The organism is Falsiroseomonas stagni DSM 19981, assembly GCF_900114315.1.
GTDB lineage: Bacteria > Pseudomonadota > Alphaproteobacteria > Acetobacterales > Acetobacteraceae > Falsiroseomonas > Falsiroseomonas stagni.
Window position 1 is genome coordinate 1 of the sequence record NZ_FOSQ01000007.1, and the last position, 24,986, is coordinate 24,986.

Sequence of the window (24,986 nt, forward strand, 5' to 3'; positions counted from 1 at the left end):
CGACCGATTGCCCACCCGCACCGAGCGTGGATCGCAGAGTTGGCTCTACGCCCACCTCGTCCTGGCCCTGCTCTGCGACGACCTCAGCCAGGATGTCCTGGAATCTTCCCCCTGAGGCGTTGCTCGACGACGCCTACACGCCCTCGCTCTGGGCCGTGCAGAAGATCGCGCTGATCGTCCTGCTCGGCACCGTCATCGGCACCGTCACCATCGCCGACATCCTGCATGCCAGCCCCAAGGCCCATCGCAGCCTCGCCAATGCGCCACGACGCCGAAAACCACACGTCAGCTACCCAGTCAGAAACCTATTTTAGCGCGTATGGGGCTCTGCCCCCTGGTGGATGGGGTATGGGGAAGGCAGAGCCTTCCCCATCAACCTAGGCCGCGTGCACCTCGTTCACATCGCTGCCGAAGCGGTCATACCCGACCCCGTAGCAATGGATGGAGATCGCCGTCCGGCAGGACAGGTTGGCGATCCGGTGGATCAGGCGCGGGTCGGCCGCACCGTGGCTGCCCTCACCCAGCCGCAGCAGCTTCGTCGCGGTCGGGATCGGGTGTTCGTCGCCCGGCTCGTAATAGGTTTCCGTCAGCGCGCCCTGGTGGACGGCGAAGGCGCACCAGGTGCGGTGGCCATGCACGGGTGACATCTGGCCGGGGCGCCAGACCAGCGCGACGACGGCGTAGCCGCCCTCGGGATCGGCGCCCAGCAGGTGGCGCACATAGCGGTCCGGGCAGCAGGGACAATCCACCTCCGCCAGCAAGGCCGGGTCCGCCGCGAAGGCCGCGATGGCGGCGGCGACCGCGCCGGGCCGCGCCTCGACCGGCGCGCGTGCCGCGGCGGCGATGCCGGCGAGCATGGTGTCGAGCGGCGGGCGGGTGCGGATGTAGGTCATCAGGGCATCTGTCCTCTGCCACGCGAGGATAACAGCGTCTTTTTTCTCAGCGCAACCCGGAAAGGGATGGTTGTTCCCTTTTCTGAGGTCTGGAGGGCATGAGTCTCTCCTGCTGCCGGGGCTGGGAGAAGGGATGCGGCGGCGCGGGCGGGCCCCTGGCCGTGGCGCCCCCGCACGGTATGCTGGCGGGATACCAGGATGAGGACCGACCCGATGCGCCGCCGCACGCTGCTTTCCGCGCCGCTGCTTGCCAGCCTTGCCACGCCGGCGCTGGGCCAGGCGGCAAGGCGGCCGCTGCGCCTCGTGGTTCCCTTCCCCGCAGGCGGCACGGCGGATCTGCTGGGGCGGCTCGCGGCGCGGGAGATCGAGGCGGGGATGGGCATGCCGGTGGTGGTGGAGAACCGCGCCGGCGCCGGGGGCGCGATCGGGTCCGATTCCGTCGCCAAGGGGCCGAATGATGGCAGCGCGATCGTGCTGTCCAACATCGCCTCCCAGGCCATCGGGCCGGCGGTGTCGCGCAACGTGCCCTATGACCCGATCCGTGACTTCACGCATATCGCGCTGGTCGCTGCCGTACCCTCGGCCATCGCGGTCAGCGCCGCCGGGCCGATCCGGACGATGGCGGACCTCGTGCAGCGTGCGAAGGCGTCCCCGGGCGCGGTGCGCTTCGGGTCGAACGGCATCGGCACGTCGAGCCATGTGAAACTGGAACTGCTGAACCGCGCGGCGGGGATCGAGATCACCCATGTGCCCTATCGCGGCAGCGCGCCGGCGGTGACGGATGTGATCGGCGGCCAGGTGGAGGGGCTGATCGCGGCGGTGCCGGATATCGGCCGCAACGACCGGCTGCGGCTGCTGGCCATCACCCTGCCCGACCGCGCCGCGCGCTGGCCCGATGTGCCGACCGTGGCGGAGGCCGGCTTCCCGACCCTGGTCGCCACCAACTGGTTCGGCCTTTCCGGCCCCGCGGGCATGCCGGCGGAGATCGCGCAGCGGATCAACGAAGCCATGGTGGCGGGGCTGAACACGCCGGCCATGGTGGACCGACTGGCGGATCTCGGCGCGCCGCCCAACCGGATGAGCGTGGCGGAATACACCGCGATGGTGGCGGCGGAAGTGCCGCGCTGGGCGGCGGTGGCGCAGGCCGCGAATATCCGGGCGGAGTAGGGCATGGCGCGGCGGGCGGTGCTGGTGCTGGGGATGCACCGGTCCGGCACCTCCGCCCTGACGCGCGTGCTGTCCCTGCACGGGCCGGCGCTGCCCGCGGACCTGATGGCGGGGCGGGCGGACAACCCGCGCGGCTTCTTCGAGTCGCGCGGCATGGTGGCGCTGGATGATGCGATGCTGGCGGCGCTCGGTAGCGCCTGGGACGATCCGCGGCCGCTGCCGGCGGATGCGCCGGCGCGGCTCGCGGGCTTCGTGCCGGATTGCGTCGCGCTGCTGCGGGACCAGGTGCCGGAGGATGCGGATTTCATCCTGAAGGACCCGCGCGCCTGCCGGCTGCTGCCGGCCTGGCTGCCGGCGCTGGTTGCGTTGGGCGCCCTGCCCTTCGCCGTGATCGCGGTGCGCAATCCGCTGGAGGTCGCGGCATCGCTGGCCGAGCGGGACGGCATGGAGAGGCTCGACGCGCTGCGGCTCTGGCTGGCGCATGCGGTGGCGGCGGAGCGCGACACGCGGGGCATCGGACGCGTGGTGGTGCATTACGACGACCTGCTGCGGGACTGGCGCGGCGTGGTGGCCCGGGTGGGGCTGGCGGTGCGGGGCGGCGCCGCCGCGGCGACGGAGGCCTTCCTGGCCGGGGCGCTGCGGCACCATGGCCGGACGACCGATGCGCTGCTGCGGGATGCCGGGGTGCCGGCGGTGGTGAAGCGCGCCTATGCGGAATTGCGGCGCGCACCGGGGGAGGAAGGGTTGGATCCCGCCGTCTTCGACGCGGCGGAGGGATCGATTTTCCTCCGGGGCTGATCCCCTTGCCGAAGGGGCATCGCTGCCCGCATGCTCCGCCCCTGGAAAGAGCGCCGCGCAAGGCGCACCACCTTGGGAGGGGAACCGGATGTCCATCGTGATGAACCGCCGCGCGGCGCTGCTGGCCGGCGCGGGGCTGCTGGCGCTGCCGCATGTCGCCAAGGCGCAGGCCGCCTACAAATCCGAATACAAGCTGACCGTGGTCGGCAACCGGCCGATCCCGCTGTCCGAAGGCGCCTTCCAGTGGGCGGACATGGTCACGCAGCGCTCCGGCGGGCGGATCAACGTGAAGGTCTATCCGGGCAGCCAGCTGGTCGGCGGCGACCAGACGCGCGAATTGGTGGCGATGCGCCAGGGCGTCGTCGATTTCGGCGTCTTCTCGACCATCAACATCTCCCCGCAGATCCGGGAGATGAACGTCTTCTCCCTTCCCTTCCTGCTGAATGACCACAAGGGCTACGACGCCATCATCAACGGCCCGGTCGGCGAGGAACTGTTCCGCACCCTCTCCTCCCGCGACGTGGTGCCGGTGGCCTGGGGCGAGAACGGGTTCCGCGAGATCTCCAACAGCCGCCGCGCGATCCGGGAACCCGGCGACATGCGGGGCATGAAGATCCGCTTCGCCGCCGGGGCGATCTTCAGCGAGATCTTCACCGCCCTCGGCGCCAACCCCGTGCAGATGTCCTTCGCGGATTTGCAGCCCGCACTCTCCACCGGCGCGGTGGATGGGCAGGAGAATCCGATCAACCTGTACCTCGCCTTCCGCATGGACACGCTGGCGCAGCGGCACCTGACGGTGTGGAACTACGTCGCGGATGCCGGGGTCTTCACCGTCGCCAAATCGGTGATGGACAGCTTCGCGCCGGCCGACCGGCAGTTGGTGCAGGAATGCGCTCGGGATGCCGCGCGCGCGCAGATCGCGGCGAGCCGGAAGGGCATCGGCGTGGATGCCGACCGGTCGAGCCTGGAGGAGCTGGGCCGCCGCGGCGTGACGGTGACGACCCTGAGCGATGCGGAGAAGCAGGCCTTCGCCCGCGCCACGCGGCCCGTCTACGACAAATGGGCGCAGACCGTCGGGGCGGATCTGGTGCGTCGTGCCGAAGCCGCGGTCCGCGGCGCGCGGGCCTGAACAGCTTCGCCTGACACGCCACGCGGCCCGCCGGGATGACCGGCGGGCCGTTTTCCTTTCTCCCCCTTTTCAAGCGAACGAACAGCCATGGCTGCCGAGCCCGATCCATCCGCCTTCCGGGAAAACCCGCCGACCCGCATTCCGCTGAAGATCGAGGAGGCGCTGGTGGCGGCGGCGATGGCGGCGATGGCGCTCATCACCGCGGCGAATGTCGCCACGCGCTACCTGACCGACATGAGCATCAGCTTCACGGAGGAATACTCCGTGGTGCTGATGGTGCTGGTGGCGCTGCTGGGCACCGCGATCGCGACGGCATCGGGGCGGCACATCAAGATCGGCTACTTCACCGACATGCTGTCCCCCCAGGGGCAGAAGGTGGCGGAGATGGTGGCCATGGCGCTGACCATCATCTGCTTCGGGCTGCTGGTCTGGCATGGCTGGCGGCTGGCCTATGACGAATACCGGTTCGAGGTGCTGTCATCCGGCCTCGGCCATCCGAACTGGTGGTACACGGGGTGGCTGCCGGTGCTGTCCGCCGTGGTGGTGCTGCGGGCGCTCGGGCGGTTCATCCGCCTGGCGCGCGGCGGGGAAGGCTGAGGCCCATGATCGGTGCGATCCTGTTCCTGACCTTCCTGGTGCTGCTGCTGGGCGGCATCCCGATCGGCGTGGCGCTGGGCCTGGCGGGCGCGCTGGCGATCCTGCTGGCGGACCAGTCCATCCTGGCGATGCCGACCAATGTCTATGCGGGCATCGCGAAATACCCGCTGATCGCCATCCCGATGTTCGTCCTGGTCGGCAGCGTCTTCGACCGCACCGGGGTGGCGCTGCGCCTGGTGCGCTTCGCGACCGCGCTGGTCGGCGCGGGGCGTGGCGCGCTGGCCTCCGTCTCCGTGCTTGTCGCCATGGTGATCGGCGGCATCAGCGGGTCGGGGCCCGCGACCTCCGCCGCCGTCGGGCAGGTGGTGACGCGGAGCATGGTGGCGGATGGATATCCGCGGCCCTTCATCGCGGCGACGGTGGCGGCGGCGGCGGCGACCGACATCCTGATCCCGCCCTCGATCGCCTTCATTATCTACGCCGTGCTGGTGCCGGGCGTGTCCGTGCCCGCGATCTTCATGGCGGGGATGTTCCCGGGGATCCTGGCGGGCTGCGCGATCATCGTGGCCGTGCTGATCCTGTCCTTCATCAACGGCTTCGGCGGCAAGGCGCGGGCGGAGGAACGGCTGCAGGTCTGGCAGACCTTCAAGGAAGCGATCTGGGGGCTGATGGCGCCGGTCGTGATCCTGGGCGGCATGCGGATCGGCGCCTTCACGCCGACCGAGGCGGCGGTCATGGCCGTCTTCTACGGGCTGTTCGTGGGCGTCGTCGTCTATCGCACCCTCACCTGGCGCGACATGTACGAGATGCTGGTGGAGGCGGGGGAATTGTCCGCCGTCATCCTGATCGTCGTGGCGCTGGCCAGCGTCTTCGCGTGGTCGACCTCCACGCTCGGCATCGTGCAGCCGGTGGCGACCTGGATCGTGGGGCTGGGGCTCGGCGAATACGGGACCATCGCGCTGCTGATGATCGTGCTGATCTTCATCGGCATGTTCCTGGACGGTGTCTCCACCTTCCTGATTCTGCTGCCGGTGCTGATCCCGATCGCCAACGCCTTCCAGTGGGACCTGACCTGGTTCGGCGTGATCCTTACCATGAAGATCGCGATCGGGCAGTTCACCCCGCCCATGGCGGTGAACCTGATGGTGTCATGCCGCATCGCCGGCGTGTCGATGGAAACCACGATCCCATGGGTGATCTGGATGATCCTGGCAATGTTCGTATCGCTGGCCCTGGTGGTGGTGTTCCCCGACATCGCGCTGTGGCTGCCGCGGGCGCTGGGAACGATGTGATTCGCCATCCCGCCGCGGCGGGGTGCGCGAGCAGCAGCGGCGTGCGGTGCAACCGCCGCCCTGCGACGCCCGCGGCACGCGAGTTGGCGGGGGCTCCACGAACCATCCCGGTTTTGCATCGGTTTTCATTAACTGTTTTGTAATTCAAAACGCCCTGCGGTTGAACCAGCGCGCGTTTTACTCAAGCTCCATGTGCGGAAGCCTTCGTATAACGCCTTCAAGTAGGTGGTATGCCCACTTCGTGCACCGTGATCGGATGGCCAATTCCGGGAGCTGGGCGATGAGGTTGGGCGGCGGGAAGAACGGCACGGACCCGGCGGGCGTGCGCCGAGGAAATCGGAGACAACCCTGGATTGTCAATCCATGCGGGTCTGCCGTCATGAAATGTCGGCTTCATTCAGATTCACAACGGAAGTGAGCGGTAGCGAAGCCTGCACGACTGAAGAGCGCCTGGATCGAGTCACGATGACCCAAAGCCGCCTCCTCCCCGCGCCGATCGATCGACCCGGCCGGCCGGGTGACGGGCAGTGACAACCTTCTCCGCGCTGACACCGCTGGAGGGCAGGAAGCCCGGCGACGGACTGCACGGCCAGGCGCCTTCCATGATGCGGCGCGCGGCGGTCGGCATGGCGGTGGCGGCGAGCATCGTGGGCGCCTGGTGGCTGGCGGCGCGGGTCACGGATGATGCGGCGCAGGCGGAGGTCAGCCGCGTCTATGCCCGCGCGGAAGCGGATGCGCTGGCAGCCGAGAACCTGGTGCGTCGCGTGGCGGAGGATGGCCGCGCCCTGCGTGACCTGGCGCAGCGCTGGGTCCTGGCGGAAGGCCCGCAGGCCGAGGTGCGGCGCGAGGAGATCGAGCTGTCGCTGCGCACGCTGCTGTCGCTGCGCAGCCTGCCGGTATTCCACCTGATGATCACCGGGCTGGATGGCGTGACGGTGTGGCAGAGCCGCAGCGGACAGCCGCCGGTCAACCTGGCGGACCGCGAGCATGTGCAGGTGCACCGGACGAACGTCCCCTCCCCCTGGTTCGGCCAGCCCGCCATCTCCCGCGCCACCGGGGAACAGGTGGTGCCGGTCACGCTGCGGCTGGATGACCCGCAGGGCCGGCGGGCGGGCGTGCTGGTCATGCATTACCGTCCCGCCGACCTCGGCCGGGCGCTGGCCCTGCTGGGCAGCGGCAGCGACACGGTGCTCTGCCTGATCCGGAACGACGGCGTGCTGCTGGCGCACAGCGCGATGCAGCGGGACCTGCTGGGCCGCCGCGTCCTGCCCGAGGCCGTGCAGCGGGTGAATGCAGGGACGCGCATCCTGCGCCAGCGCACCACCGGCAGCGCCGAGGATGAGGCGATGCTGGTGGTGCTGCGTGCCTCCGACCAGGCGAACATCATCGCGGTCGCGGGCCAGACGACGGAATCCGCGCTCGCGCCGGTGGTGCGGGTACGCAACCTGGCCATGGCCACCGCCGGCGGCTATTCAGTGGCCGCGCTGTTGATGCTGGCCTTCGGCTACGGAATCGTGCGCCAGCGCCGGCTGCGGCGCGAGGCCGCCATGCTCCGCGCCGGGCGGGCGGAGGTGGAGCGGCTGCAGGGCAAGCTGCCCGTCGTGATCTTCCTGCGGAAGGTCTTCCCGGATGGATCGTCCCGCATCCTCTACCGCACGGGCGACATCGCGGGCGTGACGGGCTGGACGAACGGGGAGCTGGAGGGACTCGGCCCCTGGGACAGCTACGTGATCGAGAGTTCGCTCTCCCGCGCGGAGGGCAATTCGATCGTGCTGCGCGACGGCTTCGCGAAGGCGACCTGGAAGCTCCGCCAGCCCGATGGCAGCCAGCGCCGGATGCTGACGCAGATGGAACGGCTGTCGGTGAACCCGGCCGGCGGCGGGGAGATCGTCGGCTATATCCGGGACCTGACGGCGGAGCACAGCGCGAGTGAGCGCGAGGCGGCGGCGCGGCAGGAACTGGATGATACGCTGGCCCTGGCCCCGGTCATCGTCTTCCGCGCCATGCTGGCCTCCGATGCCCGCGCGATGATCGAGCGGGACAGGCCCTGGTACCGGGAGGTCTTCGTCAGCCGCAGCGTGGAGCCGGTGTCGGGCTGGACGCCGGAGACGCTGGCCGCGGAAGGCGGGCTGCCGGGGGTGCTGGAGCCCTGGGACAGCCTGGTGGAGGGGATCGAGGCGCTGAAGCGGGACGGCGCCTGGGCCGCCGATCTCGGCCTGCGGCACGGGCATGGCGGCAGCATCGTCGTGCGCATGACGGTGCGGCTGGTGGCGGAGGATGGCGATTCCCTCTCCGTCGTCGGCTACATCGCCGATGTGACGGCGGAACGCGATGCGAAGGCGCGCGCCATCGGCAGCGCCAGGCTGGCATCGCTGGGCGAATTGTCGGCCGGGCTGGCGCATGAATTGAAGCAGCCGCTGCAGGCGATCGAACTGGCGGTGAGCAATGCGCACAGCGCGCAGAAGCGCGGCAACATGCCGGCGATCGGCCAGCGCCTGGACCGCATCACCGCCTATACCCGCCGCGCCAACCAGGTGATCGAGCATCTGCGCCGGCTGGCGCGCGGCACGGATGATGCGGCACCGGCGGAGCCCGTCCATATCGAGGAAGCGCTGGCGGGCGTGCTGGCGCTGATGGCCGGGCCGCTGCGCGATGGCGGCGTGGTAACGCGGGTGGAGCTGACGGACCCGCCGCCGCGGGCGATGGGCCACAATGTCGCGCTGGAACAGGTGCTGGTGAACCTGCTGGCGAATGCGCGGGACGCGATGCAGTCCCTTCCGCCGGACGATACCCGCCTGGTGACGCTGAAGGCGGAGACGCTGCCGGAGGGCCGGGTGCTGATCACCGTCTCCGACACCGGGGGCGGCATCCCACCCCAGGTCATGGCGCGGCTGTTCGAGCCCTTTGTCACGACCAAGGGGCTGGAACGTGGCACCGGGCTCGGCCTGTCCATCTGCCAGGGGCTGATCCGGCGGATGGGCGGCACGATCACGGCGACGAATGAGGGGCCGGGGGCGGTGTTCCGCATCTCCCTGCCCGCCGCGCCGGCGCCCCTGGCGCCGGTGGCCGAACCGGTGCCGGACAGCCAGGCGGCGGCGTAGGCACGGGCTGGGGCCGGGAAGCCCCCCTCACCCAACCCTCTCCCCCGTGGGGAGAGAGGGCTTTCCGGTGGCTACAGGCTCATGTCCAGTGCGGGGGTGGCGTCGGGCGGCAGGGGGCTCTCATAGGGCTTGCCGCCGGTGCGCTTGCGGTGGTCGGCCTTGGCCTCCGCGATGATGGTGGGGTTCAGCAGCGCATCCACCGCCGTGCCCGCCATCACCTTTGCCACATGCACCATGCCCTTGTGCGCGGCCGGCAGCTTGCCCTGGCCGGTCAGCTGCCAGGAATGGAAGGGCGTCCCGATGGCGCAGGTGGCGCCGCGGGCCTGCACGGTCGGCACTTTCCAGGAGACGTCGCCGACATCGGTCGATCCGATCATCGGCACGCCCTTGGCGGATTCCGGCACCACTTCCTCGCACAGCACCTCCCCCGGGCGGGGCTCCACGCCGACGCGACGCCAGGCGGAGGAGATGTCCTCCGGCAGCAGGGTCGCCTGGAAGGCGGCGGCGACCTCCCGGTCCTTGTCGTCCCAGACAGGGGCGCCGAGGCGGGCGAGGTTGGCGTGCATCGCGCGTTCCAGCGCCGTGTTGCCGACCAGTTCGGAGACGGCGGAGACGACGCGGGTGGAGACGGTGCATTCCGTCATCAGCGCCGCGCCATCGGCGATCTTGCGCACGCGCGTGACCAGCTGCTTCAGCTCCTCCACGTTGCGCGCGCGGATGAGGTAGCGGACCTTGGCGGTGGCCTGCACCACGTTGGGCGCGATGCCGCCGGCATCGAGATAGGCGTAGTGGATGCGGGCGTCGCTCGGCATGTGCTCCCGCATGTAGTTCACGCCGACATTCATCAGTTCCACCGCGTCCAGCGCGGAGCGGCCGAGATGCGGCGCGGCGGCGGCGTGGGAGGCGCGGCCGACGAAGGAGAAGTCGATGCGGGTATTGGCGAGGCTGATCGCATCATCGACGCCCGCGAAATTGGCGGGGTGCCAGGTGATGGCGATGTCGACATCGTCGAAGGCGCCGTCGCGGACCATGAAGCCCTTGGCGGCGCCACCTTCCTCGGCCGGGCAGCCGTAATACCGAACCCGACCGGGCAGGTTGTTGGATTTGAGAAAATCCTTGACCGCGGCGGCGGCCATCAGGCTCGCGGAGCCGAGCAGGTTGTGGCCGCAGCCATGGCCACGGCTCTCCCCCGGGACGGGGCGCGGTTCGGTGACGCCCGCTTCCTGGGACAGGCCCGGCAGCGCGTCATATTCGCCGAGGATGGCGATGACGGGACCGCCTTCGCCGAACTCACCCATCACCGCGGTCGGGATGCCGGCGACGTTCGTGGTGACCTTGAAGCCCTCGGCTTCCAGCATGGCGCGGTGTTCGGCGCTGCTGCGGTGCTCGTCGTAGCAGAGCTCGGGCATGCCCCAGATGCGGTCGGCAAGTTCGACATAGGGCTCACGGCGCTGATCGACCAGGCGCCAGATCTCTTCTTCATTGGCCATGGGGGGCTCCTTCGTGATGGCGGATTGTCGCGCGGATCGGCCAGGGGTGCCAGAAGGGAGGGGGCAGAAGGGAGGGGCTAGAAGGGAGGGGGCAGGAGGGACGAACCGGGAGGGGGATGCGTTGACAGGATCGCGATTGACCCGGCCGGGCGGGCCGTGGATACCCTCCGGGCCGTGACGGACCTCCTCATCGACTATGCCGTGCTGTTCGCGGCGATCCTGGTCATCGCCTACCTGCTGCCGGCCGGGGCCTTCCAGCTGGTGATGCGGCTGGCGCCGCCGGCCAGCCGCATCCAGTCCCGCCCGATCAGGCCAGGCCAGGTGCGGCGGGAAGTGCTGCTGTCGCTCCGGGCCGTCGCCATCTTCGCGCTCTACGGCCTCGGCCTGCTGATGGCCTATCGCGCGGGCTGGACGGCGCTCGACCCCGATTGGGCGGCCTGGCCCTGGTGGTGGCCCGCGGTCGGGTTCCTGGCCGCGATCCTGATGCATGACACCTGGTTCTACTGGGTCCACCGCGCCATGCACCTGAAGCGCGTGTTCGGCTGGATGCATGCGCAGCACCACCGATCCGTCACGCCGACGCCTTGGTCCATCCTGGCCTTCGACGTGGCGGAGACGATCCCCCAGTTCGGCATCTTCGTGGTGCTGGTGATGCTGGTGCCGATGCACCCGGCGGTGCTGGGCGCCTACCTGCTGTTCGACAGCATGGTGAACGCCGCTGGCCATTGCGGGCATGAGATCATCCCCGATCACCAGCGCACGCATTGGCTGCTGCGCTACACCAATGCGGTGACGCATCACGACCTTCACCATTCGCGGTTCGACTGCAACTACGCGCAGTATTTCAACATCTGGGACCGGGTCTGCGGCACCTTCCGCGACCGGGATGCCCCGCCTGCCCGGCCTGACCGCGCCGCCTGACGGCCCTGCCTGAAACGGCGGGCGGCTGGCGGGTTGAGATATGTCATTGGCGCCCGGCGCCGGCCTGGCGGACAGTGGCGCCATGCCGATCCCGATCATCATCGACGGACACGCGATCGAGGCCCCGCCGGGCGCCTCGCTCATCCAGGCCTGGATCTCGGCCGGGCTGCCGCTGACGGAGAATGTCGGCTGCATGGGCCAGGGGGTCTGCGGGGCCTGCCGCGTGCTGGTGCGGCGGGAGGGGGAGAGGATCGCCACCGCCGCCCTGGCCTGCGAGACGCGGGCGGAGGCCGGGATGCAGGTGGCCTTCATCGACCATTTCCCGGCCAGGCGTCCCCATGCCTATGACCTGGCGGCGATGGGCGACAGCTGGACGGCGCTTGGCCAGGTGGATGCGGTGTTCCCGGAGGCGAAGCATTGCCGCCATTGCGGCGGCTGCGACGCCGCCTGCCCCAAGGGGATCGAGGTTCAGAAGGCCGTGACATTGGCGGTGGAGGGGCGCGCGCTGGCGGCCGGGGCGCTCTTCGACCATTGCGTCATGTGCAACCTCTGCGTCGCCGCTTGCCCGGAACACATCGCGCCGGCGCATCTCGGCCAGTTTCTGCGGCGGATGGCGAACAGCCTGACCCTGCGGCCCGGGGATCTGATCGAACGTATTCGGCAGATCGAGGATGGCAGCCAGGCGATCGACCTGGACTCGCCGGGGGCGGCGCCGTGATCGCCTGGGACCAGGCGCTGGCGGCACCGCGCGACCCCGCGCCACCGCTGCCTTCCGACCGCGATGCGCTGCTGCGGGGCTTCCACCCCGACCATGCGCCGGGGGCGATGGAGCGGCTGCGCGTCGGCGTCTCCGCCGGCCAGCCCTGCCCCGCCGCGCTGGCCGACCTTCTGCAATCCAATGCGCTGGTGGAGGATGTGGACATCGCTGGCCGCGCGATGCGGGAGGCGGAGGTGCTGGTGCTGGGCGGCGGCGGCGCCGGCTGCATCGCGGCGCTGACGGCGGCGCGGGACGGCGCGCGGGTGCTGCTGGTGACCAAGCTCCGCATGGGCGACGGCAACACGGTGATGGCGGAGGGCGGCATCCAGGCCGCGGTGGGCGCCGAGGATTCGCTGCAACGCCACTACGAGGACACGCTGCGCGCCGGCCATTTCCGCGCCGACAAGGCGCTGGTGGCGGCGATGGTGCGGGATGGCCCGGCTTCGATCCGCTGGCTGATCCAGCAGGGCATGGGCTTCGACCTGGAGGAGGGCGAGGACCGCATCGGCGGGCACCTGCTGCGCAAGAAGCCGGGCGGGGCAACGGCGGCGCGGCTGCTGTCCTTCCGCGACTATACCGGGCTGGAACTGATGCGGGTGATCCGGGAGGCGGTGCTGCTGACCCCCGGCATCACCGTGCTGGAACGCCATCCGGTGGTGGAACTGCTGACGGACCCGCATGGGCGATGCGCCGGCGCCGTCCTGCTGGAGCTGGGGCGGCGGGAGATCGTGCTGGCCCGCGCGGGCGCGGTGGTGCTGGCGACCGGCGGCGCCGGCCGGCTGCACCTGAACGGCTTCCCGACCAGCAACCACTACGGGGCGACGGCGGATGGGCTGGTGCTGGCCTACCGCCTGGGTGCCGGGCTGCGGGAGGTGGAGAGCTTCCAGTACCACCCGACCGGCATCGCCTGGCCGCCCCACCTGGCCGGCACGCTGATCAGCGAGGCCGCGCGCGCCGCTGGCGGGCTGCTGTTCAACGGGCTCGGCCAGCGCTTCGTCGATGAACTGGCGCCGCGGGATGTCGTGGCCGCGGCGATCCTGCGGGAGATCGCGGAAGGCCGCGCGGCGGCGCGCGAGGGCTGCGAGGGCGTGCTGCTGGATACGCCGGGGCTGGAGGCGGCGAATCCCGGCATCCTGGCGAAGCGGCTGGTGACGCTGTCGCATTTGGCGCATCGCGCGGGCTTCGACCCGGCGCGGGAGCCCTTCCTGATCCGCCCCACGCTGCACTACCAGAATGGCGGCATCGCCATCGATGCGGAGGGCCGGACGGCGGTGCCGGGGCTGTTCTGCGCGGGGGAGGCCTCCGGCGGGTTGCACGGGCTGAACCGGCTGATGGGCAATGCGCTGCTGGAACTGGTCGCCTTCGGACGGCGGGCGGGGGCGGCCGCGGTGGAGGCAGCGCGCGGGGACCGGCCGCGGGGCGTGGGCCTGACGCATCTCGCGGCGTGGGAGCGGGGGCTGGTGGCGGCGGGGCTGCCGCTCGACCGGCGGGCGCCCATGGTCTTCCCGCCCTATGGCAATGTGGACCTGGCGGCGATGCTGCGGCAGCGGGTGGCGGCATGATGGTACTGACGGACCCGGCGCTGCGCGGCCTGGCGCTGGACGGCTACCTGGCGTCGGCCGGGCATGGGCTGCGCGCGGCACTGCGCGATCCCGGCGCGATCATCCCGGTGATTGAGGCGTCGGGGTTGCGGGGCCTCGGCGGCGCGGGCTTCCCGGCGCATCGGAAATGGGCGGCGGTGGCCGCCGCGCCCGGTCCGGGCCGTTGGATCATCGCCAATGGCAATGAGGATGAGCCCGGCACCTTCAAGGACCGTTTCCTGCTGGCGGAGACGCCGCACCAGGTGATCGAGGGCGCGCTGGTCGCCGCCGTGGCGGTCCGCGCCGCGCAGGTGGCGCTGTATGTGAACCCGCGCGATGCAGCGACGGTCGCGGGGCTGCGGGATGCAGCGGCGCAATGGGCGGCGCATCCGCTGCTGGCCGCGGTCTCGGCGGCTGTGGGAGAGGCCGTCACGCTGCGCGTGGTGGAGAGCAGCGGCCTCTATATCGGGGGGGAGGAGACGGCGGCCGTGGCCGCCGTGCAGGGCGGCTTCCCCTTCCCCTCCCTGAAGCCGCCCTTCCCCGCGCAGCATGGCGTGCATGGTGCGCCGACGCTGGTGACCAATGTGGAGACGCTGGCCCAGGCCGGGCACATCCTGGAGAAGGGTGCGGATTGGTATCGCGGCCTCGGCATCGGGGATGCGGCGGGAACGAAGCTGTTCTCCCTGTCCGGGGACGTGCTGCGGCCGGGGCTGCATGAACTGCCGATGGGGACCAGCCTGCGGTCGCTGGTCTTCGACCATGGCGGGGGGATGCTGGGCGGGCGGGGGTTCAAGGCGGTGTTCACGGGAGGGCCGTCCAACACCCTGCTGACGGAACGGGACCTCGATGTCGCGATGGATTTCGACAGCCTGCGGGCGCGGGGATCGCGGCTTGGCACCGGGGCGATGATCGTGGTGGGTGAAGGCACCTCCATCCTGCGCAAGACGGCGGAATATGTGGCCTTCTTCGCGGCATCGAGCTGCGGGCAATGCCCGCCCTGCAAGGTCGGTACCTTCCAGGTGGCGCGGCTGCTGGAACGGCTGGAAGCGGGCAGCGGCGGGCCTGGCGACCTGGAGGCGCTGCGCAATTTGGCCGCGCTGCTGCCGGGCAGCGGGCGCTGCGGCCTGGTGGATGGCGCGGCGACGGTGCTGGCGAGTTCGCTGGCGACCTTTCCGGCGGAGTATCAGCGCGCGCTGCGCTGAACCCGGCGGGTCAGCTGCTGCGCCGCCAGGGCGGCGGCCGCATGTGGCCGCGGCGGATGGCCATGAGGAGCAGCACGACGCCCGTCGCGGTGCAGAACAGGAAGGCGACCAGCGAGGCTTCCAGGCCGAAGCTGCCGCCCGTCAGCGCGACGGGGCCGTCGATGCGGGGGCGGATCAGGCCGGGGTCGGTCACGCCGCCGGAGACGATGCCGGAGAAGATGGCGGATTGCGTGTAGTTCCACGCCATGTGGAAGCCCATGCTGAGCCAAAGGCGGCGCGTCAGCACATAGGCGGCGCCCAGGAGCAGCCCGGCCTCGATGCTGATGAACAGCGCGCCCAGCATGGTGGCCGCGGGGTTGAGCAGGTGCATGAAGCCGAAGACGAAGGAGGAGACGAGAAGGGCGATCCAACTGCCCAGCATCTCCTCCACGATGCGGAACAGCGCGCCGCGGAACAGCAATTCCTCGAAGATGGCGGAGCTGATGGCCATGGCGATCGCGGGCAGCAGGAAGCCCCAGGGGTTCAGGCCCTCGATCCGGTAGACGCCGGGCACCATCAGGATTAGCACGCAGGCGGTGTAGAGCCCGGCGCCGATCGCGAGGCCGATGGAAAGCTCCCGCCCGAGCGGCGGCAGGGCCAGTTCGCTGACCGCGCGGCCTTCGAGGAAGCGGACGAAGCCGGCATAGAAGGCGAAGCCCAGCACCCCCATGCCCGCGGCGGCCGCGGCCGCGCGCAGCGGCTGCCCGGCGAAGACCAGCATGGCGTCGTTGCTCATCACCAGCATGACGAAGAGGACGCCGCCCAGCAGCAGGAGGCGCAGCGGCGGAAAGCGGAGGAGCCTGAGCCACAAGGCGGGCTTCGGGGCGGAGGGATCGGTCATGCGGGCAGCCCGGCGGAAGCCGCCAAGGCTAGGCCCGCGGAACGATCCGACCAAGGGATTCGGCGGGCTACCGGATCAGCATGATCCAGGGGATGCCCACCACCAGGAATACCGCCAGGAACAGCGCCCCGAAGATGGCGCCGAGCCGCCAGTAGTCCCGCGCCGGCAGGTAGCCGCTGCCGTAGTAGACCGGGCTCGGCCCCGTCGCGTAGGGCGTCAGGATGCCCATGATGCCGAGGGTGAGGACGAGGGCGAGCGTCAGCGCCTTCATGTCCATCCCCGGCACCGCCGCGCCGACCGTCAGCATCACCGGCAGCAGCGCCGTGACATGCGCGGTGACGGAGGCGAAGGCATAGTGGGCGAGGTAGAAGACGATCACGAGTGCCACGAGCGCCGTGGTCGGCGACACCCCCGCGACGGCGCCACCGACCTTGGCCGCGAACCAGGCAACGAAGCCCACCTGCGCCAGGCCGCCGGCGAGCGCCACCAGCGTCGCGAACCAGGCCAGCGTGTTCCAGGCCTGCCTGTTGGCCAGCACGTCATCCCAACTCGCGATGCCGGTCAGGACGATGGCGGCGAAGACCGCCAGGCCCACCGTAGTGCTGTTGATCGCCGGCTCCCCGAACACCCAGAGGCCGAGCGCGACCACCACCAGCACGCCGAGCATGACCTCCTTCCGCGTCAGCCTGCCCATCCGCGCCAGTTCCTCGCCCGCCCAGGCGACGACCTCCCCGCCCTCCGTCACCTCCGGCGGGTAGAGCTTCCAGGCCAGCAGCGGCACGGCCAGCAGCAGGATGGCGCCGACCGGGGCGAAGGCCAGGAACCATTCGAACCAGGTGATGGTGACGCGCGCCGTGCGGCTTGCCAGTTCCAGCGCCAGCAGGTTCGGCGCCAGCGCCGTGAGGAACATGGAGGAGGTGACGCAGGTGGCGGCGATGGCCGTCCACATGACGTAGCCGCCGATCCGCCGCGCCGTCGGGTCGTTCGGCAGGCTGCCATAGAGCGGCGGCAGGTTGCGCACGACGGGGTAGATGGTGCCGCCGGACCGCGCCGTGTTGCTCGGCGTGAAGGGCGCCAGCGCCAGGTCGGCGAAGGCGATGGCATAGCCCAGCGTCAGCGTCCGCCGCCCCATGGCGCGCACCAGCAGCAGCGCGATCCGCCGGCCGAGGCCCGATTTCTCATAGCCCAGCGCGAACATGAAGGCCGCGAAGATCAGCCAGACCGTCGCGTTGCTGAAACCGGACAGCGCCCAGGCCAGCGACGCCGTGGCGGGGCGGAAGCCCGGCCGCGCGAGTTCCGCCGGGCCGTAGAGCACCCAGGGTGACAGCAGCGCGATCAGCGTGACGCCCGTCAGCCCGATCAGCGCGCCGGGGATGGGTTCCAGCACCAGCGCCAGCACCACGCCGGCGAAGATGGCGAAGTAGAGCCAGGCATGGGGGGACAGGCCCTCCGGCGCCGGCAGAAGGGCCAGCAACGCCGCCAGCGCCACCGGCGCGGCCAGTTTCATCCAATGCGGCATGCCCCACCCGATCCGTGATCCGCCGCCAGATTGCGCGCGCCAGGGCCGCGCCGGCATTGATGCGGCGCAAGACACGCGAACGTCATCCCGGCGCCGCATTCGCGGGCCAGGAAATGGACCACACCCTGGCCTGCGCCATCACTTGGACTGGAGATTCCGCATGCCCGAGATTCCCCTCGCCACCATCATCCTCGCCGTCATCGTCATCCTGGCCGTCATCACCGTGGCGAAGGGCGTGCGGACCGTGCCGCAGGGGGAGGTCTGGTCGGTGGAGCGATTCGGCGCCTTCACGCGCCTGCTCCAGCCCGGGCTCAACCTCATCATCCCCTATGTCGACGGCATCGGCCGCAAGCTGAACGTTCAGGAAGTGGTGCTCGACATTCCGGAGCAGTCGGTCATCACCAAGGACAATGCCTCGGTCGCGGTCGATGGCATCGTCTATTACCGCGTCATGGATCCCGCCAAGGCGGCCTATGCGGTGCAGGATCTGAAGCAGGCGCTGGTCGCCATGGCGATGACCAACATCCGCGCCGTGATCGGGGAGATGGACCTGGACCAGACGCTGTCGTCGCGCGACCGGATCAACACCTCGCTCCTCACCATCCTTGATGGCGCGACGGAATCCTGGGGCGCCAAGGTCAGCCGCGTGGAGATCCGCAAGATCGAGCCGCCGGAGAACCTGATCCGCGCCATGAACCTGCAGATGACGGCGGAGCGCGAGCGCCGCGCCAGCGTGGCGAAGGCGGAGGGCGACAAGCAGGCACTGGTCCTCCAGGCCGAAGGCCGCCGCGACTCCGCGCTCCGCGATGCGGAGGCGCGGGAGGCGCTGGCCCAGGCGGAGGCGAATGCCACGCGCATGGTGGCGGAAGCGGCCGCCGGGGCGGGGTCCGACGCGCTGCGCTACTTCATTGCCCAGCAATATGTGAAGGCGTTCGAGGCGCTGGCCGCCAACCCCTCCTCCAAGCTCGTCGTCGTGCCGATGGAAAGCGCCTCCCTCGCGGGCGGGATCACGCAGGCGATGGAATTGCTGCGGGCCTCCCACGCCGGGACCGCGCCACCCGCCGCCCCGCCGCCCGCACCGCCGCCGCCGGCACCGCCCGCCGGCGGGACCCTGCCGGGGGTGAGCCCATGGACCCGGGGCTGATCTGGATCCTCGCCGGGCTGGTCGGGCTCGGCGCGGAACTGCTGCTGCCGGGCGTCTGGTTCCTCTGGGCGGGGATCGCCGCCATCGGCACGGGGCTGCTGGTGCTGCTGCATGATCCCGGCCTCGGGCTGGAGGTCGCGGTCTTCCTGCTGCTGCTGGGTACCGGCGTGCTGGCCTCGCTCCGCCTCAAGAAGCGGGTGGAGGGGCCGGCGCATCGGGTCAATGCGCCGGAGGCCGGGCTGGCGGGGCGCCTGGCCACGGTGATCCTGGTGGAGCCCGGGGGCCTGCGCGTCCGCCTCGGCGACAGCGATTGGGCGGCACGGCTGCCGCGGGATGCGGCGGCGTCGGTCGGCGACAGCGTCCGGGTCGAAGGGGTGGACGGCACCGTATTGATCGTGAGGCCCGCCGCCGCCCCGCGCGCTTGATGCGGCGGCGGAATCCCGCATAGCCTTCCGCAAAGCGTGCCGGCACATCGGCGACGCATGGGGAGGAATGTCGAGATGACCCGCGTGACCCGTCGTACCCTGCTGGCCGCTTCCGGCCTGGGCGCCGCCAGCCTGGCACTGCCCGCGCTGGCCCAGCCGCGCTGGCCCGTGCGGCCTATCCAACTGATCGTGCCATGGGGTGCCGGCGGCGGCACGGACGCGACCGCGCGAATCGTGGGGTCGCTGCTGGAACGCGACCTCGGCCAGCCCGTGAATGTCGTGAACCGCACGGGTGGTTCGGGCGTGGTCGGGCACAGCGCCATCGCGACCGCGGCGCCGGATGGCTACACGATCGGGATGATCACGGTCGAGATCGCCATGATGCACTGGCAGGGCCTCACCGAACTGAAGCCCACCAGCTACACCCCGCTGGCGTTGATGAACGAGGACCCGCCCGGCGTCACGGTCAACGCCTCCTCCCCCCACGCCGACATCAAGGCGCTGGCGGATGCGATCCGGGCGAGCCGCCCCGGGCAACTCAAGGCATCCGGCACCGGCCAGGGCGGCATCTGGCACCTGGCGCTGGTGGGCTGGCTGCAGGCGATGGGGCTGCGCGGCGACCATGTGCGGTGGGTCCCCTCCAACGGCGCGGCGCCGGCCATGCAGGACCTGGCGGCGAACGGCATCGACCTCGTCACCTGCTCCATCCCCGAGGCGCGGGCGATGATCGATGCCGGCCGGGCGAAGGCGCTGGCCATCATGGCGCCGGCCCGCAACCCGATCTTCGGCAACGTGCCGACGCTGAACGAGACGCTGGGGATCAACTACTCCTCCGGCGCCTGGCGGGGCATCGCCGGGCCGCCGAACCTGCCGGCGAATGTGCGGGACACCATCGTCGCGTCGCTCGACAAGGCGTTCAAGTCCAGCGAGTTCCAGGACTTCATGCGCGCGCGCGGCTTCGGCACGGTGTGGGCCGGGCCGCAGGATTTCGCGAGCTTCATGGACCGGGCGAATACCGGAATGGGCGAGGCGATGCGCGCGGCGGGGCTGGCGCGGGGCTGACGGCGGGGAGCGCCGGGGAGGGCGTAGCCCTCCCCGGACCCCACCCACCAAGGGCCAGCGGGCCCTTGGAACCCTTGAGATACAAGTACGAATGGGGAGGGGGCGTTTCGGCCCCCTCCCCTTTCGTCGTCATGCCCGTGGTCCAGGAGGACGCTGCCTCCTGGTGGGGGGATCGAAGGGGGGCAAGGCCCCCCTCGCCTACGCCGCCGCGACCTTCCGGCGTTGCAGCGCCCAGGCCAGCACCGGCCAGGCCAGGGCACCCAGGGTCAGCGCCGCCAGCACGCCCGCCACGGGCCGTTCGAAGAAGGGCAGCACGCTGCTGTCCGACTTGATGAGCGACGTGACGAAGGTCTGTTCCAGCATCGACCCCATGACGATGCCGAGCACCATTGCCGCCACCGGATAGCCGTTGCGCTCCATCACGAAGCCCAGGCAGCCGAAGATCGCGACGAGGATGACGGCGAACAGGTTGGCCCCCGTGGCGAAGGTGCCGACGGCGCAGAGCAGCATGATGACCGGCATCACCGCCGAGCGCGGCGCCTTCAGGATGCGGCTGGCGAGGCGGATCATCAGGATGCCCAGCGGGATCATGATGATGTTGGCGATGATGAAGATGATGTAGAGCGCGTACATGCTGCTGGCGCGTTCGGTGAACAGCGTCGGCCCGGGGTTCAGCCCCTTCATGTAGAGAACGCCGATGGCGATGGCGGTGATGGTGTCGCCGGGTATGCCGAACAGCAGGGACGGCACCCAGCCAGAGGCGAGGGAGGCATTGTTGGAGGCACCGGCCTCCACCAGGCCTTCCGGGTGGCCGGTGCCGAACTTCTCCGGCTCCTTGCTGAACTTCTTGGACATGGCGTAGCTGACCCAGGCCGCCATGTCCGCGCCCGCGCCGGGCAGCACGCCGATGATGATGCCGACGACATTGCCCCGCCACATCGGCCATTGGTACTTCTTCGTCAGCGCCCATTGCCCCGCCAGGATCGATCCGAACTTCCGGTCCGGCAGCGGCGGCGGCGGCGGGATCAGCATGGCCCGCATCACTTCGCTGACCGCGAAGACGCCGACCAGCGCGGGAATCGGCTCGATGCCCCCCAGAAGGTCCGTCAGGCCGAAGGTGAAGCGCGGTGTGCCGGCCGGGTTCTCCATGCCGATGCAGGCCACCAGCAGGCCGAGCAGCATGGAGGCGATGGCCTTCACGGGGGAAGACCGCGCCACCAGCGTGGCACACATCAGGCCCAGCAGCGCGAGCCAGAAGTATTCGTAGGAGGAGAAGTTCAGCGCCATCTCCGCCAGCACCGGCGCCATGAGCACCAGCGACAGCGTGCCGACGATGCCGCCGATCGCGCTGAACCAGAGGCCAGCGCCGAGCGCGAGCTCCGCCTGGCCCTTGCGCGTCATCGCATAGGCTTCGTCGGTATAGGCCGCGGACGCCGGCGTGCCGGGGATTCGCAGCAGCGCCCCGGGGATGTCGCCGGAGAAGATCGCCATGGCGCTGGCGGAGATGATGGTGGCCACGGCCGCGATGGGCGACAGGTAGAAGGTGAAGGGCACCAGCAGCGCCGTCGCCATGGTGGCGGACAGGCCGGGCAGCGACCCCACCACCAGGCCGTAGATGGAGGAGAGGATGATGGCGATCACCACCTCCGTCTCCGCGACCAGTCGAAGGCCTTCGAGAAGATCGGTCATTTGGTCACCTGGGGGATCACCACGGCGCCGGCAGGACGCCGTCCGGCAGGGGGACGCGCAGCAGTTTCGCGAAGACGGCGTGGACGCCGAAGGGGGCGATCAGCGCCAGCGGCAGGAGGAGCCGCCAGGAAGCGCCGAGCGCATAGGCGGCGATGCCGATCATGATCGCCGCGGTCGGCAGGAATCCCAGCGGTTCCGCGACCAGCACATACAGCACAAGCAGCGCCGGCGGCAGCAGGGCACGCAGGCCATACAGCGGGTGGCGCGGGGTCGGGTCCTCCTCCTCCGGTGCCTCGAACCCCTGGCCGATGCCGAAGGCGACGAGCGCGCCGCACAGCACGAGTCCGCCGCCGACCACCATCGGAAAGACGGAGGGTCCGACATCCTGGCCCGGCACGCCTGGCAGGCGCGACCCGAACCAGGCTGCGGCAATGCCGAGCGCGACGAGGATGCCGCCGGACATGCGGTCCGATAGCTTCATGGCGTTGATCTGCCGTGGCGCATGGCTCCCCCCTGATGCCCTTGTGGGGAGGCTAGGCTGTAGCGGCCCGTCGCGACAAGGTACGCCGACCACCAGCGAGGTTGCCATGACGCCCCTGAATTCGCTCGATGAGCTGTCGCCCGGCCAGGAATTCGACCTGGGCCGCTTCGCCCTGCCGCGGCAGGAGGTGCTGGACTTCGCCGGGAAGTACGACCCGCAATACTTCCACCTGGATGAGGAAGCGGCGAAGGGCTCGATCTTCGGCGGGCTAGTGGCGTCCGGGCTGCACACCCTGTCCTCCGCCATCGGCCACCTGGTCCGCAGCGGGCTGATCAGCCGGATCAACCTGGCGGGCGGGGGAATGGAACTGTCCTGGCCGGCGCCGCTGCCGCCGGATACGGAGGTGGCCTTCACGCTGGGCGTGGTGGAGATCCGCCCCTCCCGCAGCAAGCCGGAGATGGGGATCGCGAAACTGCGCTACCTGCTGCGGCGGGTGGATACGGGCGCGGTGGTGCTGGACGCCGTCGCCACGCATTTCATGAAGCGGTAGGGCCGGAAACACGAACGGCGCGGGGGTTGCCCCCCGCCCCTCCCGCCGGAGGCGGGGTGAAACGCAAAACGGCGCGGGGGTTGCCCCCCGCGCCGCTGGCGTCAGTCTATCCCGATGGGATCAGGCGGACTTCTTCATGATCTCGTCGGCGACGTTGCGCGGCACCGGATCATAGTGGTGGAACTGCATCGAGAAGCTCGCGCGGCCCTTGGTCATGCCGCGGAGGTTCGAGATGTAGCCGAACATCTCCTTCAGCGGCACATGGGCGCGCACGATGACGGAGGTGCCGGCCATGTCCTGCGACTGGATCACGCCGCGGCGGCGGTTCAGGTCGCCGACGACGTCGCCGACGTGGTCCTGCGGCGTGGTGACTTCCACGTCCATGATCGGCTCGAGGATGACCGGGCTGGCCTTCTTCATGCCTTCGCGGAAGCAGGCCTTGGCGGCGATTTCGAAGGCCAGGGCCGACGAGTCGACGTCGTGGTACTTGCCGTCCACCAGGGTGTACTTGAAGTCCACCGTGGGGAAGCCGGCGAGCACGCCGGTATCGGCCTGCACCTTGATGCCCTTTTCGACCGCCGGGATGTATTCCCGGGGGACGGAGCCGCCGACGACGCCGTTGACGAACTCGATGCCCTCGTTCCGTTCCTTCGGCTCGAAGACGATCTTCACCTCGGCGTACTGGCCCGAGCCACCCGACTGCTTCTTGTGGGTGTAGATCTCGGTGTGCGGCTTGGTGATCGTCTCGCGGTACGCGACCTGCGGGGCGCCGATGTTGCACTCCACGTTGTATTCGCGGCGGAGGCGATCGACGATGATCTCCAGGTGCAGCTCGCCCATCCCGGACAGGATGGTCTGGCCGCTTTCCTGGTCGGTCTTGACGCGCAGAGACGGGTCCTCGCCGGCCAGCTTGCCGAGGCCGATCTGCATCTTCTCGACCGCATCCTTGGTCTTCGGCTCGACAGAGATGTCGATGACGGGGACCGGGAAGGCCATGCGCTCCAGCACCACGGGGTCGGCCTGGTCGGCCAGGGTGTCACCCGTGCCGGTGTCCTTCAGCCCCACGAAGGCGGCGATGTCGCCGGCGGAGACTTCCTTGATTTCCTCGCGCTTGTCGGCGTGCATCTGGAACATGCGGCCGATGCGCTCGCGCTGGCCCTTCGTGGTGTTCATCACCATGTCGCCCTGGCGGAGGACGCCGCGGTAGACGCGCACGAAGGTCAGGTTGCCGTACTTGTCGTTGATGATCTTAAACGCCAGGCCGGCGAAGGGCGCGTTCTCATCGGCCGGGATGTTGCGGCGGTCGGCCGTCTCGTCCTGGCCTTCCTCCGGCGCCACCTTGATGCCGGGGATGTCGATCGGGCTCGGCAGATAGTCCACCACGGCGTCGAGCAGGGGCTGCACGCCCTTGTTCTTGAAGGCCGTGCCGCACAGCACCGGGCGGAACTCGCCGGAGATGGTGCCGAGCTTGATGCAGCGCTTCAGCGTCTCGACGGAGACGTCGCCCTTGTCGAAATACTCTTCCATGGCGGCGTTATCGATGCCGACCACGGTATCGACCAGCTTCTGGCGGTATTCGGCGGCCTTGTCGGCCAGGTCGGCCGGGATCGGCGCGTCCTCGTACTTCGCGCCGAGCTCGTCGCCCTTCCAGATGATCGCCTTCATCTCGACCAGGTCGACGACGCCCACGAAGGTGTCCTCGATGCCGATCGGGAGCTGCAGCGTCACCCAGTTGATGCCGAGCTTCTCGGTCAGGGTCGCGGCGGCGCGGTAGAAATCGGCGCCCGTGCGGTCCAGCTTGTTGATGAAGATGATGCGCGGAACGTTGTAGCGGTCGGCCAGGCGCCAGTTGGTCTCGGACTGCGGCTGCACGCCAGCCACGCCCTCGATGATGAAGACGGCGCCGTCCAGCACGCGCAGCGACCGGTTGACCTCGATGTTGAAGTCGATGTGGCCGGGGGTGTCGATGACGTTGATGCGGTAGTCCTTCCACACGGCCGTCACGGCGGCGGAGGTGATGGTGATCCCCCGCTCGCGCTCCTGCTCCATGTAGTCGGTCGTGGTGTTGCCGTCGTGGACTTCACCAATCCGGTGGGACTTGCCGGTGTAGTAGAGAATCCGCTCGGTCGTCGTCGTCTTGCCGGCATCGATATGCGCCGTGATGCCGATGTTGCGGATCTTGTCGAGCGGTGTGCGCGCCACGATGGGCCTCCATACGCGAAAGCGGGCCCGACACTGGGGAAATCCCCGTGGGGAAATCCCTGTGCCGCCCGCGCAATGGTTCCGAATCTAGTCTTGTGCGGAGGGGG

22 protein-coding genes are annotated in these 24,986 nt (G+C 70.0%); 15 read left to right on the forward strand and 7 right to left on the reverse strand.

Annotated features, from left to right (window positions below):
- Nucleotides 1-92: 92 nt before the first annotated feature.
- A complete protein-coding gene (locus tag BM041_RS17605; RefSeq protein ID WP_139226097.1) occupies nt 93-314 on the forward strand; it encodes a hypothetical protein in 222 nt (73 codons plus the stop codon).
- Between the two features lie 63 nt (nt 315-377).
- Here BM041_RS17605 and BM041_RS17610 read toward each other — a convergent pair whose 3' ends face one another.
- Nucleotides 378-893, reverse strand: a complete 516-nt coding sequence (locus BM041_RS17610) for a cysteine dioxygenase family protein (protein ID WP_092961208.1) — start codon at nt 891-893, stop codon at nt 378-380.
- Between the two features lie 213 nt (nt 894-1,106).
- Between BM041_RS17610 and BM041_RS17615 the strand changes: the two genes are divergently transcribed.
- From BM041_RS17615 to BM041_RS17640, 6 genes are all read left to right on the forward strand, one after another.
- Complete coding sequence (locus BM041_RS17615; protein WP_408735413.1) at nt 1,107-2,060, forward strand: Bug family tripartite tricarboxylate transporter substrate binding protein; 954 nt, start codon at nt 1,107-1,109, stop codon at nt 2,058-2,060.
- A 3-nt stretch (nt 2,061-2,063) separates the two neighbouring features.
- Complete coding sequence (locus BM041_RS17620) at nt 2,064-2,858, forward strand: sulfotransferase family protein (protein ID WP_092961210.1); 795 nt, start codon at nt 2,064-2,066, stop codon at nt 2,856-2,858.
- 88 nt (nt 2,859-2,946) lie between these two features.
- The gene (dctP, locus tag BM041_RS17625; RefSeq protein WP_092961211.1) at nt 2,947-3,987 is read left to right on the forward strand and encodes a TRAP transporter substrate-binding protein DctP; all 1,041 of its coding nucleotides are present in this window, start codon (nt 2,947-2,949) and stop codon (nt 3,985-3,987) included.
- A gap of 87 nt (nt 3,988-4,074) precedes the next feature.
- Nucleotides 4,075-4,584 carry a TRAP transporter small permease gene (locus BM041_RS17630; RefSeq protein WP_092961212.1) on the forward strand — a complete coding sequence of 170 codons (510 nt, stop codon included), beginning with the start codon at nt 4,075-4,077 and terminating at the stop codon, nt 4,582-4,584.
- Nucleotides 4,585-4,589: 5 nt separating this feature from the next.
- Entirely contained in the window at nt 4,590-5,876 is a 1,287-nt protein-coding gene (locus BM041_RS17635) for a TRAP transporter large permease (protein ID WP_092961213.1), read from the forward strand.
- A gap of 527 nt (nt 5,877-6,403) precedes the next feature.
- Entirely contained in the window at nt 6,404-8,977 is a 2,574-nt protein-coding gene (locus BM041_RS17640; RefSeq protein WP_139226098.1) for an ATP-binding protein, read from the forward strand.
- Between the two features lie 71 nt (nt 8,978-9,048).
- Here the strand turns inward: BM041_RS17640 and BM041_RS17645 are convergent, their stop codons facing one another.
- Complete coding sequence (locus tag BM041_RS17645) at nt 9,049-10,467, reverse strand: M20 family metallopeptidase (RefSeq protein WP_092961215.1); 1,419 nt, start codon at nt 10,465-10,467, stop codon at nt 9,049-9,051.
- Between the two features lie 156 nt (nt 10,468-10,623).
- Between BM041_RS17645 and BM041_RS17650 the strand changes: the two genes are divergently transcribed.
- The 4 genes from BM041_RS17650 (at nt 10,624) to BM041_RS17665 (ending at nt 14,927) form a co-directional block, all read left to right on the forward strand.
- The gene (locus BM041_RS17650; RefSeq protein ID WP_092961216.1) at nt 10,624-11,388 is read left to right on the forward strand and encodes a sterol desaturase family protein; all 765 of its coding nucleotides are present in this window, start codon (nt 10,624-10,626) and stop codon (nt 11,386-11,388) included.
- A gap of 82 nt (nt 11,389-11,470) precedes the next feature.
- A complete protein-coding gene (locus BM041_RS17655) occupies nt 11,471-12,106 on the forward strand; it encodes a 4Fe-4S dicluster domain-containing protein (RefSeq protein WP_092961446.1) in 636 nt (211 codons plus the stop codon).
- Nucleotides 12,103-13,707, forward strand: a complete 1,605-nt coding sequence (locus BM041_RS17660; protein ID WP_217648753.1) for an FAD-binding protein — start codon at nt 12,103-12,105, stop codon at nt 13,705-13,707. The genes BM041_RS17655 and BM041_RS17660 overlap by 4 nt, the downstream gene beginning before the upstream one ends.
- Nucleotides 13,704-14,927 carry an NADH-ubiquinone oxidoreductase-F iron-sulfur binding region domain-containing protein gene (locus BM041_RS17665; protein WP_092961217.1) on the forward strand — a complete coding sequence of 408 codons (1,224 nt, stop codon included), beginning with the start codon at nt 13,704-13,706 and terminating at the stop codon, nt 14,925-14,927. Before BM041_RS17660 ends, BM041_RS17665 begins: the two co-directional genes overlap by 4 nt.
- A gap of 10 nt (nt 14,928-14,937) precedes the next feature.
- On the opposite strand, the gene BM041_RS17670 is transcribed toward BM041_RS17665, so the two are convergent.
- On the reverse strand, nt 14,938-15,807 hold the full coding sequence (locus BM041_RS17670) for a CPBP family intramembrane glutamic endopeptidase (RefSeq protein ID WP_092961218.1): 870 nt from the start codon (nt 15,805-15,807) through the stop codon (nt 14,938-14,940).
- Nucleotides 15,808-15,874: 67 nt separating this feature from the next.
- Nucleotides 15,875-17,326, reverse strand: a complete 1,452-nt coding sequence (locus tag BM041_RS17675; RefSeq protein ID WP_092961219.1) for an anion permease — start codon at nt 17,324-17,326, stop codon at nt 15,875-15,877.
- Nucleotides 17,327-17,486: 160 nt separating this feature from the next.
- Between BM041_RS17675 and BM041_RS17680 the strand changes: the two genes are divergently transcribed.
- The 3 genes from BM041_RS17680 (at nt 17,487) to BM041_RS17690 (ending at nt 19,957) form a co-directional block, all read left to right on the forward strand.
- Nucleotides 17,487-18,470 (forward strand): SPFH domain-containing protein, encoded by a 984-nt coding sequence (locus BM041_RS17680; RefSeq protein ID WP_092961220.1) that lies wholly within the window; start codon nt 17,487-17,489, stop codon nt 18,468-18,470.
- A complete protein-coding gene (locus BM041_RS17685; protein WP_092961221.1) occupies nt 18,455-18,895 on the forward strand; it encodes an NfeD family protein in 441 nt (146 codons plus the stop codon). The genes BM041_RS17680 and BM041_RS17685 overlap by 16 nt, the downstream gene beginning before the upstream one ends.
- Nucleotides 18,896-18,970: 75 nt before the next feature.
- Nucleotides 18,971-19,957 carry a tripartite tricarboxylate transporter substrate binding protein gene (locus BM041_RS17690; protein ID WP_092961222.1) on the forward strand — a complete coding sequence of 329 codons (987 nt, stop codon included), beginning with the start codon at nt 18,971-18,973 and terminating at the stop codon, nt 19,955-19,957.
- Nucleotides 19,958-20,155: 198 nt separating this feature from the next.
- Here BM041_RS17690 and BM041_RS17695 read toward each other — a convergent pair whose 3' ends face one another.
- On the reverse strand, nt 20,156-21,646 hold the full coding sequence (locus BM041_RS17695; protein ID WP_092961223.1) for a tripartite tricarboxylate transporter permease: 1,491 nt from the start codon (nt 21,644-21,646) through the stop codon (nt 20,156-20,158).
- Nucleotides 21,647-21,662: 16 nt separating this feature from the next.
- Nucleotides 21,663-22,127 (reverse strand): tripartite tricarboxylate transporter TctB family protein, encoded by a 465-nt coding sequence (locus tag BM041_RS17700; protein WP_092961224.1) that lies wholly within the window; start codon nt 22,125-22,127, stop codon nt 21,663-21,665.
- A gap of 106 nt (nt 22,128-22,233) precedes the next feature.
- Here BM041_RS17700 and BM041_RS17705 point away from each other — a divergent pair, with 106 nt between their 5' ends.
- Nucleotides 22,234-22,677, forward strand: coding sequence for a MaoC/PaaZ C-terminal domain-containing protein (locus tag BM041_RS17705; RefSeq protein WP_175534001.1), 444 nt, complete (start codon nt 22,234-22,236; stop codon nt 22,675-22,677).
- 120 nt (nt 22,678-22,797) lie between these two features.
- Here the strand turns inward: BM041_RS17705 and fusA are convergent, their stop codons facing one another.
- Entirely contained in the window at nt 22,798-24,879 is a 2,082-nt protein-coding gene (gene fusA, locus BM041_RS17710; protein ID WP_092961225.1) for an elongation factor G, read from the reverse strand.
- Nucleotides 24,880-24,986 lie beyond the last annotated feature (107 nt).

Excerpts from the sequence above, each read along its gene's own strand:
- BM041_RS17605 (WP_139226097.1), top strand. The coding sequence starts at position 93 with ATGTCCTGGAATCTTCCCCCTGAGGCGTTGCTCGACGACGCCTACACG.
- BM041_RS17610 (WP_092961208.1), bottom strand. The coding sequence starts at position 893 with ATGACCTACATCCGCACCCGCCCGCCGCTCGACACCATGCTCGCCGGC.
- BM041_RS17615 (WP_408735413.1), top strand. The coding sequence starts at position 1,107 with ATGCGCCGCCGCACGCTGCTTTCCGCGCCGCTGCTTGCCAGCCTTGCC.
- BM041_RS17620 (WP_092961210.1), top strand. The coding sequence starts at position 2,064 with ATGGCGCGGCGGGCGGTGCTGGTGCTGGGGATGCACCGGTCCGGCACC.
- dctP (WP_092961211.1), top strand. The coding sequence starts at position 2,947 with ATGTCCATCGTGATGAACCGCCGCGCGGCGCTGCTGGCCGGCGCGGGG.
- BM041_RS17630 (WP_092961212.1), top strand. The coding sequence starts at position 4,075 with ATGGCTGCCGAGCCCGATCCATCCGCCTTCCGGGAAAACCCGCCGACC.
- BM041_RS17635 (WP_092961213.1), top strand. The coding sequence starts at position 4,590 with ATGATCGGTGCGATCCTGTTCCTGACCTTCCTGGTGCTGCTGCTGGGC.
- BM041_RS17645 (WP_092961215.1), bottom strand. The coding sequence starts at position 10,467 with ATGGCCAATGAAGAAGAGATCTGGCGCCTGGTCGATCAGCGCCGTGAG.
- BM041_RS17655 (WP_092961446.1), top strand. The coding sequence starts at position 11,471 with ATGCCGATCCCGATCATCATCGACGGACACGCGATCGAGGCCCCGCCG.
- BM041_RS17665 (WP_092961217.1), top strand. The coding sequence starts at position 13,704 with ATGATGGTACTGACGGACCCGGCGCTGCGCGGCCTGGCGCTGGACGGC.
- BM041_RS17670 (WP_092961218.1), bottom strand. The coding sequence starts at position 15,807 with ATGACCGATCCCTCCGCCCCGAAGCCCGCCTTGTGGCTCAGGCTCCTC.
- BM041_RS17675 (WP_092961219.1), bottom strand. The coding sequence starts at position 17,326 with ATGCCGCATTGGATGAAACTGGCCGCGCCGGTGGCGCTGGCGGCGTTG.
- BM041_RS17680 (WP_092961220.1), top strand. The coding sequence starts at position 17,487 with ATGCCCGAGATTCCCCTCGCCACCATCATCCTCGCCGTCATCGTCATC.
- BM041_RS17685 (WP_092961221.1), top strand. The coding sequence starts at position 18,455 with ATGGACCCGGGGCTGATCTGGATCCTCGCCGGGCTGGTCGGGCTCGGC.
- BM041_RS17690 (WP_092961222.1), top strand. The coding sequence starts at position 18,971 with ATGACCCGCGTGACCCGTCGTACCCTGCTGGCCGCTTCCGGCCTGGGC.
- BM041_RS17695 (WP_092961223.1), bottom strand. The coding sequence starts at position 21,646 with ATGACCGATCTTCTCGAAGGCCTTCGACTGGTCGCGGAGACGGAGGTG.
- BM041_RS17700 (WP_092961224.1), bottom strand. The coding sequence starts at position 22,127 with ATGAAGCTATCGGACCGCATGTCCGGCGGCATCCTCGTCGCGCTCGGC.
- BM041_RS17705 (WP_175534001.1), top strand. The coding sequence starts at position 22,234 with ATGACGCCCCTGAATTCGCTCGATGAGCTGTCGCCCGGCCAGGAATTC.